Origin of the sequence: Sulfurospirillum sp. SCADC (genome assembly GCF_000743525.1) — a bacterium.
Lineage (GTDB): Bacteria > Campylobacterota > Campylobacteria > Campylobacterales > Sulfurospirillaceae > Sulfurospirillum.
Genome location: NZ_JQGK01000012.1, coordinates 37,890 through 54,251 on the forward strand (window position 1 = coordinate 37,890; position 16,362 = coordinate 54,251).

Below are 16,362 nucleotides of genomic sequence, written 5' to 3' on the forward strand. Positions count from 1 at the left end.
AGTTCAGCAAGAACTCTATGAAAGCAGTGGCATTGAGCCACTACTTCTTAGGTTTAAGCGATTGAAGTTCGATGATACGAAGAATAATAGCGGAGTAATAGGGGATACTCTGAATCAAAAGCGTGAAGGCAAAGACATAAATTTCAGTAATGCGCGTGTAATTGGTAAAGTAAAGCGCAAAGAATGAGATACTCAGCAAGGTGGCTAAAATCATCTCATGGCGAATAGGGCTTTTATTGACTTTTTTGGTATTGCCACCTTTTTCCGTACGTTTAAACGGAAGTCCATCTTTGACAAATCCATCGTACACCGCTTTGAAGATGACCAGTTGCAAACTCATGGACGCAATGGCGCTTAGCATCGTCTCTCTGACACTCATTTTTACGCGCGTATGGTACAAGATAAACGCATGCAAGATGTTGACCAAAAAGGCTACCAAAATAGGCAAGGTGAGTGGCAAGGTTGGAATAGTGACGCCCACAAAGATGATAAAAGGCACCCAGAAAATATTTAAAAAAGCGGTCAAGGCTCCAAAGGCATCGGAGAGCCAAAAGAACCAGCCTGCTACGAAGTGGTACTTTTGGTACGGTGTAAGCGTTTTGGATGAAGGCATAAAGTGACGCCAGTGATGTTTTAAGATCTGAATCGCACCATACGCCCAGCGGTGACGCTGTGTACGAAACGCTTCCACTGTGTCAGGAAGCAATCCCCAACCGTAACGACGGTTGGTATAGTGTGCCGTATAACCCGCTTCAAAAAGACGCAGTCCCAGTTCAGAGTCTTCCACGATGGTATACGTTGTCCAGTCTCCGACTTCGTGCATCGCAGAGAGTCGTGCCATCAGCATGGTTCCATGTGCTACGATGGCATTTTCTTCATTGCGCTCCACCATACCGATGTCAAAAAAGCCTGCATATTCAGCGTTCATCGCTTGTTTAATGAGCGATTCTTGTCCATCACGGTGATCTTGCGGTGCTTGAACGAGTGCAACTTTAGGATCATCAAAGAGCGGCACAAGATCAATGAGCCAATCTTCACTGACCACATAATCAGCGTCAATAACCGCTAAAATCTCCGCTTTTTCATGGGTATATTTCAAAGCTTCATTGAGCGCACCCGCTTTAAACCCTTTACATGTAATGTTTAAAAAGACAAATTTCTCACCCAGTTTGGCACAATGCTCTTCAATCGGCTTCCAGTAAAACTCTTCAGGCGTATTGTTAATGACCACCAAAACTTCAAAATTGGTGTACTTCATACGTGAAAGCGAGTCAAGCGTTTCGATGAGAACATGTGGTTGCTCTTTGTAAGCTGGCACATGAATCGAAACAAAAGGAGCGTGTTCGAGCTTAAGATGCAATGGTGCAAGGCGTTTAGGTGCAATACCAAGGGTGCATTTAAAGAGTTCATTAATCTTAGCTAAGGTAATGATGACCAATGGAATCATCAAGAAAATTCCCATTGTCCACATAACCCACATACCAAAGTTCATGTAGTAGATAAACGGATACGTTGCAGCCATCGCTATACCAAAGCCCATCGCTTGCGCTGCAAAACCATAGGTAATGGCGTGGGCAAAGTTAACACGCTGATTTCTAAGACCAAAGTACGTCAGCAGCAGTCCAAAAAAGACCGAACCAGCCATTTGGTATCGCCACAGTGGGTTGATAATGGTCTGCTTGATAAAGTGAAATTTAGGTTGTTTATTGATGTCAAAAAGTCCCCAGTAAGGTCCCACACTTCCTTCATGAACCCCTTTCCACGGCTGATCGAACGCTTCAACGATGTTGTAGCTCCATTTCTCAGCATTTGCCATCTCCAAAAAGCCTGTAATGGCAGCAATTTGGTTGGTCAGGGTCGCTTCTGCTTTTTCGTTGTTGTAGCCGCTGCTTGGCCAGCCAAACTCCCCGATGGTAATGGGTTTTTTAGGGTACATGGCTGCAATAGAGTCGTACTTCTCTTTGGCAAACGCAAGGGTTCGCTCAATAGGAATCTTCTCCCAATACGGCAAAATGTGAACGTTAATAAAATCGACATGCTTCGCGAGCTCTTTGTTGGTGAGCCAAACGTGTTGAACCTCTGCGGTGGTTACAGGGATACGTGTGCGTTTTGAGACACGATCAATGTACTCCATCAGCTCCTCAGGTGTCAGATCAGCACGCAGTAAAACCTCGTTTCCTACGATGATGGAAGCAATTTTAGGGCTGTAATATTTGGTCAGTTCAAAAAGTGTTTCGATCTCAGATTCGTTCGCACCTTTATCCCCTGAGAGCCAAAGACCGACATCGACTTTGAGTTTGGTATCTTTCACATTTTCTAAAACATGTTTGGCATCTTCAATCGCATAGGTTCTCACTTTGCGTGCAATCTGCTCAATGGTTTTCATATCTTCCGCAATCTCACGATCACTCTTAAGTGCTTTTTCAAATCCACGGTAAGGTGTGTACGAGAGTGACTCTAATTTTTCACCAATTTGCGGTGATGTGACAATCTTATCGCCAGCTCTTGTCCAGAGTAAAATTTGAATGAGGGATGTAACAACAAGGGAAAGTAGGATATATTTGAAATATTTCAACCGTATGCTCCGAAAAAAAGTGATAGAGTGCTTTCAAGCCGTACGCGATTGCGAAGGAGACCAAAAAGTTGCACGATTTTACAACAACTTTGTTTAAAAAAATGAAGCAGGATGTTTACATGTAAAGATTTGTGTGTGTAAAGAGGCAAAGAATGCCTCTTTGGAGCGTTGGTTAGTAAAAATGATTACGCATCAAGGAGTGCATCAAACTCTTTAAGTTTATCGAGAGCTTTTGTGGCAGAAGTTTTGGCACTATCACTCAAGCCTTCGCTAAAGTGCAACACATTTTCCAACAAAACAGCAATCCCTAAAAAAATAGTTTTGGTGCAAATATCTCTTAAGTAACTCAACAAAATAGGAGTAGGGAGATTGTGCGTTGAGTAAACATACGTACGTTCATCGCTGAGGTCTAAAAACTCGATTTTGTCCTCTTTAAAACCGCTCATGGCATCGACAACAACGATGACATCGGGTTCAAATTCACGCAAGTGTGCAAACTCATCTTCGGGTGTGTCATACCCAAAAAAGACTCTCCATTGGGGTAACTGTTCTTCCACCAGTCGCCCCACAGCGATAGCCACGCCATCATCCCCTCTAAGTTCATTGCCAACACATAAAAGTGCTTTTTTCATTTGATATTCCTTAAGCTTTATGTGTTTTTAAAATCTTTTCGAAGCACCAAGTAGCCTTCATTGAGCCCCTTGAGTATCTCTTTGAGAGGGCATTCCATCATTTCGGGTAAAAGCTTCATCGCATGTTCGGGAAAGATTTCTATTTCAAAATATTTACTCAAATTTCCAATCTTAAATTTCAGATACTCCCCACCATGGTGGACAATCTGTTCATATTCGCTCTCATCAATTTCTAAAACTTTCTCACTAAAATCAATCGTTCCGACACCATGACCTATGCAGGTAGAGAAAATTTTGATCTGCTCAAGCTTGGCATCTCCCGATTTTGCACCATCAAGATGCCGTTTGATGAGTTTGTAAACCTCTACCACTTATTTGGCTCCCCATACAACGCGATGGAGGTCGATTTTATCTTCCTCTTCACACAGCACATATTGGGTATAAATCTCATTGTGTAAGATCCCCATACACTCTGCATAGCGTGGGTCATCTTCTACTTGCATCGCTTGAGTAATAGAAACTTTAGTCGCTTTTGGATCTTTGGTGTTACCACTTTGAACAAGCGCATGGATGTATTTATCAAACAGTTTTCGACCAAACACATAGCTCATCAGCCGTTTAGCCTGAACCAGTAGATCCCTTTCAAACAAAGTGTTCCCCATCACAGAGTCTTCCACAAGTGGAGGCATATCTCCATCGTGTTCAAAACTGACTTTTTGAAGTTTTTGCTCCATAACACCTAAAGCGGTTGTGAGTCCATAGATAATACTCGCAGGATGCGGAGGACAGCCTGGGATGTACGCATCGACAGGGATGATTTTGTCAATGCCACTGAGAACGCTGTACGCATCGTAAAAAATCCCTCCTGTGACACCACAAGCCCCAAGGGCAACAACAATTTTTGGATCAGGTGTTGCTTCATACGCACGTAGCAGTGGATAGTACATCTGACGGGTAACAGGACCGGTGCAGAGTAAAATATCGGCATGTCTTGGATTCGCAACGAGTTTAAAACCAAAGCGTTCAGGATCCCATAAAGGAGTAATGGCAGCAAAAATTTCGATTTCACAGCCATTGCAACTGCCGCAGTCGATACGGAAAACACTAAAACTACGTCCAATATTTTTGAGTAACTCAAGTTTTTGCTCTAATGTATTGGCAAGTTCGATTTCGTTTGGTATTTCATATGTTTTCATTCTATCACCATCTCTTTGCCACCCGTAAAGGTTGCTACCGTGGCAGTTTTTTTACATGTAGGACACATACACAGATAATTTTTAGCCTCTTCAAGCCTTTTTTCACTGACATTGGCTTTGCTTAAACACTCAAAACTATACTTCACCAGTCTTTTGGCACTAAAGGGTTTGTGACATGTTGTGCAATATTGGGTATCGAGTTCGCCTCGTTGGATGAGGGCTGATTTATCAAATTTGACGGCAAGTTCAAACTCTTCACTGAGCTTAATCGCACCTGTTGGGCACACTTCATCGCATCTACCACAAAAGATACAACGACCACAGTCAAATTCCCATATCAGTTTACTTTTATCGTCGTTAAATTGCACGGTTATGGCATTGGAGGGACACGCTATACCACATGCTGCACAGCCGATACACAAATCAAAAATATACGCAGGTTTTCCCCTGAAATTATCCGAAACTTTATAGGGTTCAAACGGATATTTATGGGTAATTTCACCGTATTTTTTGCTAATATCAAGAAGTTTCATCATCTTAAATCCTTTAACGGACTATCTTTTTGTGTCCTAGCGAAGTTTTTTAAATCTGCATTGGTCAAAATTTTGCTTTTCTTACTTTTTATATCGACAACCGTTACACGCTCTGTACACGAATAACACGGATCTAAGCTACACACGATAAGGGCTGCATCGGCAAGATTGTTTCCACGGAACTGAAAACGAAGGCTTGGCCAGTTGTTATAGGTCGCAGCCCGGCATCTCCAACGAAATACCTTTTGTGCACTGCCTTGCATGATCCAGTGAACATTGTCTCCACGTGGGGCTTCCACATACGCCAAAGCGTAGTTTTCAGGTTTGACATGGAATGTTGGATCGACAATGATTGCCGTTTGAGGCATCAGTTCAAAACATTGGCGAATGATAGAAACTGAGCTTTTAAGTTCCATATAGCGCACCATCTCTCTGGCAAAAACATCGCCACCTTCGACAACGGCGACATCAAATTGAATCTGTTTGAAAAAATCGTACGGATGATCATATCTGGTATCGCGTTTGATACCACTTCCTCTGATATTAGGACCCACAGGAGAGAAATCGCGTGCCACTTGTTTATCAAGAATACCCACACCTTTCCAGCGGCTCATTTGGCGTTTATCATCCATGACAGCGTCCCAGACTTCATCGACTTGTGTTTCGATGATTTGTAAGATGCGTAAACTCTCTTTGATCTCAACACCTGTAATATCGCGTCTAAGTCCACCCATGACAACATTTCCATAGGTTTTGCGTCCACCTGTTACGAGTTCAGCGAGTTTCATCGAGTATTCACGGATTCTAAAGATGTGCATGAACGCGTTGTAGTTACCTGTTACTTCACACGCCAGTCCGATATTTAAAAGGTGACTATGTAAACGCTCGATTTCTGAGCAGATCACACGAATCGCTTGCGCACGAGCTGGGATTTCTAAATTAATCGCCTTTTCAGCCGCTTCGATACACGCAATCGCATGGGCATAGCCACAGATGCCACAAACTCTTTCTGCCAAATAACCCATCTGATCGTAATTCATACGGTTCTCAGCGAGTTTTTCCATGCCTCTGTGTTGGTAAAAGAGTCTATAATCGGCATCAATAATCGTATCGCCATCACAAAACAGTCTAAAATGTCCCGGCTCATCAGCGGTGATATGCAATGGTCCTAGAGGCACATCAATAATGCCTGAGCCCTCAGGTCTTAAGAACTCATATTCAGGCTCCATATAATGATCTTTCATATCAGGGCGGTATCGGTAGTCCATCGCATCTTTTCGCAGTGGGAAGAGATTGTCTGGCCAATCATCGCTGAGCACCAATCGTCTTTTATCAGGCAAACCTTCCGCAACCAGTCCGAACATATCGTAGGCTTCTCTTTCATACCAGACACATGCTGGAACCAACGGCGTAACAGAAGGGAAAACAAGACTATCAGGTGAAATGAGTGTTTTGATGGTGACAAAACATTTTTCATCTTGGGCGATCTCATCACCTGCAAACATTTTTCCACCCTCCATAGAGAGCGCATAATAGAGTGCATAGTGTTTATTGATGCTTCGCTCATCATTGGGAACCATGGTCGTAAGATAGCCACCCATATCATAATACAAGAAGCGAACCGCTTCAGGGAGGTCATTTAATTCAACCAATGCGGTGACTTGATCGTCGCATTGTCTTGTGACTTCTAAAATTTTGACTCTAGTGCCTAGAGCTTCTATAAATTTATCGCATTTCATTGGATGTCCTATTTTTTCATTATGGATTTAACGCTCTCATCTAAAAGAAACGTAAAAGAATCAAATTGCCATATACCAAAAGCTACAATCAAAATGGCTAAGGCAATCAATGGAAAATTTTCACTGAATTTCATTTCACTGTTATGCACCACTTCTCCTTCAACTTTACCAAAGGTTGCTAAAAAGAAGTGTGAAAAGTCAGCTATAAAAATGATCGCTAAGGCAATGGCAAAAATACCCATTAAAAGATATTGTTCGCCGATAGCGGCTGCTTTAAAAATCAAAAATTCACTCACAAAAATTGCAAATCCGGGAACACCGACCAGTGAACAGATAGCAATACCAAAAAGGACGGCAGTCAGTGGAGCAATGCGTATCATGCCACCCATCTTCGTCATATCTTTGGTACCGTAAATTCGAGCAATGTTTCCTGTTGAACAAAACGCTAACGCTTTAGTAAAAGAGTGTGCTGCACAGTGAAAAAGTGCTGCAAAAAGCCCAATCGCACCACCCACACCAAGTCCAAAAGCGATAACGCCCATATGTGCTACGGAGTGATACGCAAACATCCTTTTAACATTGTGTTGACGGATCAAAAAGAAAGCTGATATAAAAAGGGTGAGTGTGCCACTGACAATCATCACGGTTTGTACAAAGTCAAAACCAACCCCATTGGCGACAATAGCATAGTAGCGAACAAGTCCCAACATGGCACATTTTAGAAGTATGCCTGAAAGTAGGGCAGATGTAGGCGCAGGTCCTTCTGCGTGAACATCGGGTAACCATGTATGGGTAGGAGCAAGTCCTGCTTTGGTTCCAAAACCAATAAGTGCAAAGATAAAGACAAGTTTTAAAGCCACACTGTCTAAATTGACGGCATTGGCAAGAAGATTGGTATAGAGCATTGCTTCCCCATCAATCTTACCATTGGCTGCTGAGAAAAGTAATATCGTTGCATAAAGGGCAAAAGCAAGACCAATGCTACATAAAACGATGTATTTATAACCACTCTCTGTGGACTTTTTATCTTTTTTAACCGCAACAAGAAAAACTGAAGCAAGCGTAGTTGCCTCAATAGCTGCCCACATAAAGGCGATGTTATTGCACAAGACGCTTAAACTCATTGTCCATGTAAAGATGAAACTTAGCGCAAAGTAGTTTTTTACCTCTTTTATATCGATATGTCCATCTTCTAACTCCCACTTCATATAGGTGGTAGCATAGACATTGACCAATAGACCTGTAATAGCAATCAATGATAAAAAGATAGCGCCTAGGGAATCTAAGAAAATATAGTTATGAAAAATAGAAAGTTCTTCTGCATTGACAACTTTTCCCACTGCGCTCAGCAAAAGGGTAGAGACAATCACACTAAAAACGATATGCAAATTTTGTAAGAGCTTAAAACGAAGTGGCATGACAAACATGATCATGCCAAACGCAAAAGGTACGGTGAGTATTAATACTAAAATATCCATTTTATCCCCTTAAATTTACGGCTTTGGAGGTATCAAGACTTCCATAAGCAGCATAAAATCGCTTCGCCAAAACACTCATAATCAAAACCGCAAAGATAGCATCGGTTAAAATACCAATCTCTACAAGCTCATGAGAACTGTATGCCATAAGTGCTAGACTTAGGTGTATGCCATTTTCAAAAAGGCAGTACGAGAGAATTTGTTTCAGAAATGAGTTTCTTAAAATAAATCCAAAAATACCCATCATGAAGATAAACGAAGCCGCATACAGTGGCAAGACATCTTGAAAAAGTGAAAAATGTATAAAGACTTTGTACAGCATCATGGCAACTGCGAGTGAAAAACTAAGTGCCACAACGGGTGATATGAAAAATCCACCCACGGGTTCATCTTCAACAACAAGATTCAGTTGTTTGACGAGTCTCATTAAATATAAAGGCACAAAGAGCACTTTGATCACAAAAGCGGTGGCTGCCCAGATAAGAAGTTCATGCGTACCGTATTTAAAATATAAAGCCAAAAAAATAATGACCAACAAAAGCGTTTGCACTGCATACGCTTGAATGCTATGACGGTATTGACGTAAGCCAAATACCGCAAAACTCGTGACCATCATTAACACTGCAACGATATCAATAATATTAATATTTGCCATAGTTATATTCCCATAATATAGAGTACTAAAGAAGCACATGAAATAGAAAGTGCAAAAAGCATCGTTCTTTTTATACCATTGTTGACTGTAAACCTTGGCCCAAAGTTATCGATAAAAACACCCATGACATAAAGAAATCCTACTTCAGCCAAGAAAGCAATCAAGGATAAAATCGGATTCTCAAAACTCCACGGTATAAAAATGACGAGGAAAAATCCCAACATCGTAAATTGCTTAAGAAGTATGGCAACATCAATGATGGCAAGGTCTTTACCACAATATTCACCCAAAACACCCTCTTGGAGTTCTTGTTCCGCTTCAGCCAAGTCATAAGGTTTTCGACCTGTTTCAACATACATGACCCATAAAAACGCAGTGGCTGCAATCGAAAACGAAGGAAAAGCATAACCGTAATTACCCTCTTGTACCAAGGTCGTAATATACGCTAGATTCGTGCTTCCCGTACCCATCATGACAACGACAAGACAAATGACGGCAATCTCTTCGGTGTAAAAACCAAGTGTTCCTTCTCTACTCGCACTGACTCCTGCAAAAGGGTTGGCAGTATCGATACCCGCAACGATAAACATAAATCGAAAAAGTGCCCCTAAATAGAGCAGAACAAAGATGTCCGAAAACTGTGATATAGCACCCGAATGAGTGTCATACGCAATGGGCAAGGCACAAAACATCGCCGCCGCACTCACAAAGAGTACATAAGGTGCGATTTGATAGATATAGCTTGTGCTGTGTGACTTTGTACGACCTCTTTTTAAGAGTTTCAAAAGATCACGATAGGTTTGAAAGATACTAGGTCCTACTCTTGATTGAAATTTGGCTCTGAGTTTCCTTGAAATTCCATCAAAGAGAGGAGCAACTAATATTGCTGAAATAAGTTGTAATAATAGATATAAAAAGTCCATGAATTCTGCCTTTTATAGATAGTAATACCCAAAGATGAGTACAAAACAAAGATAAATCAAGATATAGCCTGCATAAAGATTGGTTCTACCATTTTGAAAGATACCTATTTTTTCGGCAATAACCATGACAGAATGAATCACGGGTGCATAAAGCTTATCCCAAAAGAGGTCATGGACTTTTTGTGTATAAACTGCTTTTGAAAAGTACCCATCCATCTTAATCTCTTGCTCGTATCTCACAATAAAGCTGAGTGCTTTTCTAATATCACCTGTAAAGGAGTTTGACCCAATTTGCATATTTTTGTTGTAAAGAAATCCACATGCCCATGGCTCGGTCACTCTCACCTCTTTATGATTTGCCTTTAAGAGGTAAAGGAACACAAAGGGAAGGATGGCACATAGAAGCATAATCATAATAATGATAGGCATGGAGATCAATCCAAAAACACTCTGGCTTGTTTGGGGTATCAGTGTCAAAACAATCTTTGAGAGCATACCCACGACATCACTCATAAAAATGCCTATTCCCACACAAAGACTTGCGAGTAACCCTAGTGGTAAAAGTCTTAGAAAGGAGACCTCTTTCGCTTCTTCAACGCATTGGGTATTACGAGCTATGCCTAAGAAAACGGAGCCGTACATTTTTGAAAATGCCATAATAGCCATAGCTCCCGTGATGGAGAGGGCGATGATGGCGAGTGTAAAGAAGAAGCGTGATGCAACACCTTCATCAATGCCCCCGATGACCATCGTTTTATAGATGACCCATTCGCTTGCAAATCCATTGAGCGGAGGCAGTGCACAGATAGAGATGGCGGCAACAAAAAAGATGATAGAGGTGATAGGCATCTTTTTATGAAGTCCACCAAGGGCGTCCATATTGCGTGTTTTGGTTGCCGTGAAGATATTTCCGCTTAACATGAACAGGAGTGATTTGAAAACGGCATGGTTCAAAATATGAAAGAAAGCTGCGATAAAGCCCATCAGTGCAATGATGGGTGAATGGATTCCCAGCCCATAAAAAGCGCCACCCAGTCCTAAAAAGATGATACCGACGTTTTCACATGAACTGTATGCGATGGACGCCTTGTAATCGTTGGAAGCGAGTGCATAGATAATGCCAAAGATACAGCTGAGTGCTCCCATCAAGAGTAAGATATAGCCAAACTGGGCAAACTGTGGCAAAAGAAGTGAAAATTTGATAAACGCAAAGAGGGCTACTTTGATCATGACCCCACTCATCAAGGCTGAGGCGTTTGATGGAGATTGGCAGTACGCTATAGGCAGCCAAACATGGAATGGAAACATACCTGCTTTGGAGCCAAGTCCTACAAGCAGCAACACAAAAAGTGTCATACTCATCCCAAACCCAATGTTGAGATCTGCAAACTTGCTAAACTCAAAACTGCCTGCAAAACTTGCCATAATTAAAAGAGCGACCATTAAAGAAAAGGCTCCAATTTGGGCGATTCCTAGGTAAATCATAACCTTTTTCCCAGCACCTTCACCATCGTTAATTAAAATCAGAAGGGCAGAGATCAGGGTCATCATTTCCCATAAAAGCATAAAAGAGAAGACATTATCGCTTGCAATGACTAAGAGCATGGAGAGAATAAACGCGTTAAAGAGTGAAGCAAAAACGGCTAAATTGGCTCTCTTTTCATAGAATTTCGCGTAATCAAAGCTAAAAAGTGAAACCGCAAATGCAATTAAACTCACTAAAAAGCTAAAGAACATTCCTATGGAATCCAGTCTAAAAAGAGGTGAACTGATAAAATTCCCCGGTAATTTCCATATCATCGTTTCACCAAGATGCGAGAAGAAAAAAATCGTCGCATAAAGCGAGATCACACAGGCAAAACCAAATCCTAGCTTTTGGGCAAGGAGCGGTTTTTTATAGAGTAGAAGGGAAAGAAGTGAGGTTAACAAAAATAGAGTATATATCGTTTGCATTATGCTTCCTCTTGATTGGTTTCTAATGTTTCGATAGGCGCAGGTTTGGGTTCTTTAGGCTTTTTCACCTCTGGAGGCGGAATGTTGGCAAAAATGACATCGGGCACAATCGCTTTAAGAAAAGGTGCTAGATCGCCTTTGATTTTTTTGCCAAATTTGCATTCTCCAAGGACGGGGTCAACCATGACCAGAGCCCCTGTTGGGCAGACACTCACACAGGCAGGTCCACTTTCGATGCCATCACACATATCGCATTTAATGGCAATGCTTTTCAGCCCACTGATACAGCCAGCTTCCAAGTGGCGCTCTACCTCCTCTATAATGGAAGGGGGAAACTCCGCATCGATGTTGATCGCACCATAAGGGCACGCAATCGTGCAGAGCTTACAGCCGATGCAGATCTCTTCGCACAGCTCAACACAGGCATTAGCGATACGAAGCGCACCGGTTGGGCAGACATTGGCACAAGGCGCATCATCGCATTGACGACACTGGTTGGGCATTTTTCCACTCTCTAAGGTCAGGACATCGAGTCTTTTTTTGGAGAGTTTACCACGCATGTAGGCATGTTTAATACATGTTTTCATACAGGCATTACAGGCAATACACATATCGGGATTGGTAATAACGAATTTATGAACTTTGGACATAGACGTTCCTCTAAGGGATATTTAGCTTAATTAATAAATTTAGTATAACAATTTAATAACTATATCATTGCTAGATGACTTAGATATGATATTTAACTCTATTTTGTGCAAGGAATTATATATTAACTTTATAGCATGAAAATAGCTTAATTTATAAATTTATATTTTATTTAAAATTAATAATTGACATACTGAAAAAGCAGTCAATAAAATAAGCTACAAAAGTTTTAATTTAATGAAAAATCCATTAATTGATATGTTTTAATCATTATTACCAAATTTAGCCGTAATAATCAGATAAAAAGCTGTTTTAATTGTTTCAATAAATAGGGTGTAACGTCAGTGCCAATGTGAAACTGTTTAAGCTTTTGGAATTATACGGTAATCTCTGCTAAAATCATTCGCTGCGAAATAAGTCAGAGTGCGTATTTTCGCATTATTGGGGGTGTTGGGATTGGGTTTGAATTGGTTTTTCAGGGGCGACTAAATAATGGCTTTTTATATCTATTGAAAATCCTTTAGTCATGAAGTTTTTCAATACAATAACCAATTTTAGTTCCGAATCCCTAGTTTTTTACCGCACATTCGTGTTAAAATAATATGCTTAATTTGGCTCCACGTTGCCCGTCCTTTAACTGAAAATTTTTATCAATTCGTTTTTTATAACGTTAATTTCCTCTACTACGGATGACCTCGTATCTGCTGGAGATGATCCATTCATATCTGCTTCTCGAATCGCGTCACTAAAGGTAATAAACCCTAAATGGGTAAATTCTTTAAGCTGTGTTTGAATAAAGTTTAGGTCTTGGACATCTTTAATTTTACTAGCAACAATAAAAACTCTTTTAATACCAATGTCCTTAGCCAAAGCATTAATTTGATGAGCCGTTTGAATACTTCTTTGTCCTGGTTCAACCACAACAATCAGTGCATCGACAGATTCCGCTGTACCTCTTCCAAGATGTTCAATTCCTGCTTCCATATCCATAATAACAACTTCATCGTTTTGAATTAAAAGATGTTGCATTAGGCGCTTAATTAAAGCATTTTCTGCACAAACACATCCCCCGCCACCCAATTCAATGGTTCCCATGGTTAAAAGTTTAACCCCTAAATGCTCTAAACAATAAGTCTCTGGCAAATCATCTACTTTTGGGTTGAGAATAAAAAAAGAACCATAGCCATCTTCGGCACCTGTTCGTTCACGTGCCAATGATTTCATTTTTGAGAAAGGGATAAGGTTTTTAGATTTTTCCAAAGGTATACCAATGGCAGAAGCAAGATTTGCATCCGGATCAGCGTCAACTGCGAAGACCTTTTTACCGTCTTTGGCAAATAAGCGTGCCAATGTCCCTGCTAATGTTGTTTTACCAACACCACCTTTGCCTGTAATTGCTATTTTCATGTACATTTCCTTTTAAAAAAATAGATGGGGAGAGAGAAAAACTCCCCATAAAGATTTATATGCCTAATTTTTGGCGTCTTTTTTGAATCTCTGCATAAAGCTTATTTGCAGCTTCAATAGGATCGACTTCAACAATAAATTTACCACCTAGAACATCTTCCATCCCTTGTGTTAAAAAGCTCGTCACAAAAGGTGATCCAATAACCTGTGGCACAATACCAATATGAACTGGTAATCCTAAAACAGCTGCCCAAGTACCAATAATTTGTGCTTTTTCAGACATCAACTCTGGGGCAGAAACGCATATTGGAAGAGAGTCTAAATCAACTCCTAGCGTATTTGCTATATCATTTGCAAGTCTCACTGCACGGGTGTTATCAACACATGAGCCCATATTAAGTACAAGCGGTAATGGACCTCCAAGTCCAGCAGCTTGTCCCACAGCCGTTAAAACCGCTTTAAGACCATCACCTGCATACTCTTCTGTTGCTTGTTGTGTCATAAGACCAAATTTTGCCAATGCTCCTGCCGCACATCCTGTAGCAAGCACTAAAATATTTTTCTTGGCTAATTCTTTAGTCATGGTGGTATAGTTGTAATCATGAACGACTCTCGTATTATTACATCCCCCAAAAAGAACAACGCCTTGTATATTTCCATTGACAATATTATCGATTAATGGCTTGATAGGATTTTCTTTATCAACCATCCGTAGCGCAGCAATGATAGCTTCATAACTAAATCCACCAATAGCTTTTTGTGTATTGGATGGAATATCAACTTTTTTAGGATCTCGTCTACTGTAAGCATCAAGGGCAAGTTGAACAATTTTTCGAGCTCCCTCTGTCGCTGTTTCGGGGTGGAAAGAAACATGCGTTGCTCCTGCTATTTTGTTATCATCCAAGGTGCTGATGACAACGGTATGGTAGTTACTAGCCGTCTCAACGACTGCTGGCATAATACATTGAGTGTCTACCACCATCGCTTCAACAGCCCCTGTAATAATCGTCAACTCTTGAGAAAGATAATTTGCCGCCAATGGAATACCATGACGCATCATAAGCTCATTTCCCGTACAGCATACGCCTACGATATTAATTCCCTCTGAAGCGCCTAGTCGTTTTGCCTCATCATTCATCGTAGCGGCAACATCACAGACAATCTCACATAAAAGAGGATTGTGCCCATGAAGTGCTATATTGATGGCATCTTTTTTAAGCACACTTAAATTGGCTGTTGTCATGGTAGGTTGTGGTGTACCAAATAAAATATCGGAGAGTTCGGTTCCCATAGCCATAGTTGAGACATCGGCTGCTGCGAGTCTAGCTCCAGCCAAAAGAAGATTGAGTGGGTCAGATTCAGAGCCAACGTGTGTTCTAGAGAGTCCATTGACAACCACACTGTCTAAATTCTGAGGCATGATTCCTAAAGCTTCAAGTTTCGCTTTACGCAATGGATTAATAACGGCATTGAGCCATCTAAACTCACCATGCAAACGTCCAAAATCTTCTAAAGATATGGACGCAACTTCATGGACTATTTCTATGATGGCTCGACCTTCTGTATTGATTTTTAAACGTTTGGCAACATCTAAAAGTTTATTTTCATCTTTAATGGCATAAGCAGGTGCTGCGTTTTGTGAAAGCGCATAAAGCGTATGGGCAATATGGCGTGCATGTTCTGTATGGGCACTTGCTCCCACACAAAGACTGCGTAAAAGATTGCGTGCAACTATGGTATCCGCATTGGCACCACAAATACCTTTTTTAGGTCCATTTCCTAGAGGATCTATTCGGCAAGGACCTTTCCAGCAGATACGACAGCATAAACCTGTCTCTCCAAATCCGCATTGAGGTTGCATTGCATCATAGCGATCCCATGCGGTTTCAACTTTATCCAATTCTGCTTTAAAAATCATGTGTTGTGCGGATATATCAACGGTTTTAATTCGAGGTGTTTCCAACATGCATACTCCTTTTGAAATATTAATAGCCACGTAGGCTAAGAGATTTTGTTCTGTAGCTGCTATCACGAGTGATCATGATGGCATCCGTGGGGCATGCTTCAACACACGCTGAGTGTAAAGTGCCATCCGTATCCATTCGATCAAAACAAAGATCGCATTTGAATGCTTTGAATTTTTTGCGTTTCTTTTTACCATCTGTTGGCTCTTCTTGAGGCATTTCAACCATCGTAATGGAATCATAAGGACATGCTTTAAAACACAATTTGCATCCTATACAATCCTCTTCATCAATTTTAATGACGCCAACAGCTTCACGCGTAATACAATCGCTCGTACACGCATCCAAACAGGGTGCTTCACATTGTACACATTGAGATGTAGTGGTTTGATTTTTGATGGCGATTACTTTATTGCGTGGGATAAGTACAACACCTGCAAGCACAGCACTATGAAAATCGTAAGATGAATGAGATGTAGCACAGGCTAACTCACAGCTATGACATCCCATGCAGCGTTCAGGGTCTGTATAGATAAATACATTATCAATAACATCGCTCACGAGAACTCCTTTTGATAGATTTGCCAAAGAGGTTTTGGCTTACATGTAAAAAGATTACTTGATGAGGGTTGCAGAAAGGTTGCAGTAAAAAAATTCGG

Annotated in this window: 14 protein-coding genes; all 14 read right to left on the minus strand. The window is 40.9% G+C overall.

Going from position 1 to position 16,362, the window contains the following annotated elements:
* Positions 1-40: 40 nt before the first annotated feature.
* Positions 41-2,575, minus strand: a complete 2,535-nt coding sequence (locus JU57_RS08730; protein ID WP_037959748.1) for a glycosyltransferase family 2 protein — start codon at positions 2,573-2,575, stop codon at positions 41-43.
* A gap of 185 nt (positions 2,576-2,760) precedes the next feature.
* Positions 2,761-3,207 carry a hydrogenase 3 maturation endopeptidase HyCI gene (locus tag JU57_RS08735; RefSeq protein WP_037959751.1) on the minus strand — a complete coding sequence of 149 codons (447 nt, stop codon included), beginning with the start codon at positions 3,205-3,207 and terminating at the stop codon, positions 2,761-2,763.
* A gap of 17 nt (positions 3,208-3,224) precedes the next feature.
* Positions 3,225-3,578 carry a formate hydrogenlyase maturation HycH family protein gene (locus tag JU57_RS08740; protein ID WP_037959754.1) on the minus strand — a complete coding sequence of 118 codons (354 nt, stop codon included), beginning with the start codon at positions 3,576-3,578 and terminating at the stop codon, positions 3,225-3,227.
* Positions 3,579-4,403: an NADH-quinone oxidoreductase subunit B family protein gene (locus tag JU57_RS08745; protein WP_037959758.1), complete on the minus strand. Its 825-nt coding sequence runs from the start codon at positions 4,401-4,403 to the stop codon at positions 3,579-3,581. It lies immediately after the preceding gene.
* The gene (locus JU57_RS08750) at positions 4,400-4,939 is read right to left on the minus strand and encodes a formate hydrogenlyase complex iron-sulfur subunit (protein ID WP_037959762.1); all 540 of its coding nucleotides are present in this window, start codon (positions 4,937-4,939) and stop codon (positions 4,400-4,402) included. The genes JU57_RS08745 and JU57_RS08750 overlap by 4 nt, the downstream gene beginning before the upstream one ends.
* Positions 4,936-6,675 carry an NADH-quinone oxidoreductase subunit C gene (locus JU57_RS08755; RefSeq protein WP_037959765.1) on the minus strand — a complete coding sequence of 580 codons (1,740 nt, stop codon included), beginning with the start codon at positions 6,673-6,675 and terminating at the stop codon, positions 4,936-4,938. Before JU57_RS08755 ends, JU57_RS08750 begins: the two co-directional genes overlap by 4 nt.
* A gap of 8 nt (positions 6,676-6,683) precedes the next feature.
* The gene (locus JU57_RS08760) at positions 6,684-8,153 is read right to left on the minus strand and encodes a proton-conducting transporter membrane subunit (RefSeq protein ID WP_037959768.1); all 1,470 of its coding nucleotides are present in this window, start codon (positions 8,151-8,153) and stop codon (positions 6,684-6,686) included.
* A gap of 1 nt (position 8,154) precedes the next feature.
* A complete protein-coding gene (hyfE, locus tag JU57_RS08765; RefSeq protein ID WP_037959773.1) occupies positions 8,155-8,808 on the minus strand; it encodes a hydrogenase 4 membrane subunit in 654 nt (217 codons plus the stop codon).
* 2 nt (positions 8,809-8,810) lie between these two features.
* Complete coding sequence (locus JU57_RS08770) at positions 8,811-9,731, minus strand: complex I subunit 1 family protein (protein WP_037959777.1); 921 nt, start codon at positions 9,729-9,731, stop codon at positions 8,811-8,813.
* 12 nt (positions 9,732-9,743) lie between these two features.
* Complete coding sequence (locus JU57_RS08775) at positions 9,744-11,684, minus strand: proton-conducting transporter membrane subunit (RefSeq protein ID WP_037959781.1); 1,941 nt, start codon at positions 11,682-11,684, stop codon at positions 9,744-9,746.
* Positions 11,684-12,334, minus strand: coding sequence for a 4Fe-4S dicluster domain-containing protein (locus tag JU57_RS08780; protein ID WP_037959784.1), 651 nt, complete (start codon positions 12,332-12,334; stop codon positions 11,684-11,686). The genes JU57_RS08775 and JU57_RS08780 overlap by 1 nt, the downstream gene beginning before the upstream one ends.
* A gap of 631 nt (positions 12,335-12,965) precedes the next feature.
* Positions 12,966-13,739, minus strand: a complete 774-nt coding sequence (locus JU57_RS08785) for a carbon monoxide dehydrogenase accessory protein CooC (protein WP_037959789.1) — start codon at positions 13,737-13,739, stop codon at positions 12,966-12,968.
* Between the two features lie 55 nt (positions 13,740-13,794).
* The gene (cooS, locus tag JU57_RS08790; RefSeq protein WP_037959792.1) at positions 13,795-15,705 is read right to left on the minus strand and encodes an anaerobic carbon-monoxide dehydrogenase catalytic subunit; all 1,911 of its coding nucleotides are present in this window, start codon (positions 15,703-15,705) and stop codon (positions 13,795-13,797) included.
* Positions 15,706-15,724: 19 nt separating this feature from the next.
* Positions 15,725-16,264, minus strand: a complete 540-nt coding sequence (locus JU57_RS08795; RefSeq protein ID WP_037959795.1) for a 4Fe-4S dicluster domain-containing protein — start codon at positions 16,262-16,264, stop codon at positions 15,725-15,727.
* Positions 16,265-16,362: the final 98 nt, after the last annotated feature.

Bases quoted from the DNA above. Each gene is read 5' to 3' on its own strand.
- JU57_RS08785 (WP_037959789.1), bottom strand. From the start codon at position 13,739: ATGAAAATAGCAATTACAGGCAAAGGTGGTGTTGGTAAAACAACATTA.
- JU57_RS08775 (WP_037959781.1), bottom strand. From the start codon at position 11,684: ATGCAAACGATATATACTCTATTTTTGTTAACCTCACTTCTTTCCCTT.
- JU57_RS08755 (WP_037959765.1), bottom strand. From the start codon at position 6,675: ATGAAATGCGATAAATTTATAGAAGCTCTAGGCACTAGAGTCAAAATT.
- JU57_RS08735 (WP_037959751.1), bottom strand. From the start codon at position 3,207: ATGAAAAAAGCACTTTTATGTGTTGGCAATGAACTTAGAGGGGATGAT.
- cooS (WP_037959792.1), bottom strand. From the start codon at position 15,705: ATGTTGGAAACACCTCGAATTAAAACCGTTGATATATCCGCACAACAC.
- JU57_RS08780 (WP_037959784.1), bottom strand. From the start codon at position 12,334: ATGTCCAAAGTTCATAAATTCGTTATTACCAATCCCGATATGTGTATT.
- JU57_RS08770 (WP_037959777.1), bottom strand. From the start codon at position 9,731: ATGGACTTTTTATATCTATTATTACAACTTATTTCAGCAATATTAGTT.
- hyfE (WP_037959773.1), bottom strand. From the start codon at position 8,808: ATGGCAAATATTAATATTATTGATATCGTTGCAGTGTTAATGATGGTC.
- JU57_RS08745 (WP_037959758.1), bottom strand. From the start codon at position 4,403: ATGAAAACATATGAAATACCAAACGAAATCGAACTTGCCAATACATTA.
- JU57_RS08750 (WP_037959762.1), bottom strand. From the start codon at position 4,939: ATGATGAAACTTCTTGATATTAGCAAAAAATACGGTGAAATTACCCAT.
- JU57_RS08760 (WP_037959768.1), bottom strand. From the start codon at position 8,153: ATGGATATTTTAGTATTAATACTCACCGTACCTTTTGCGTTTGGCATG.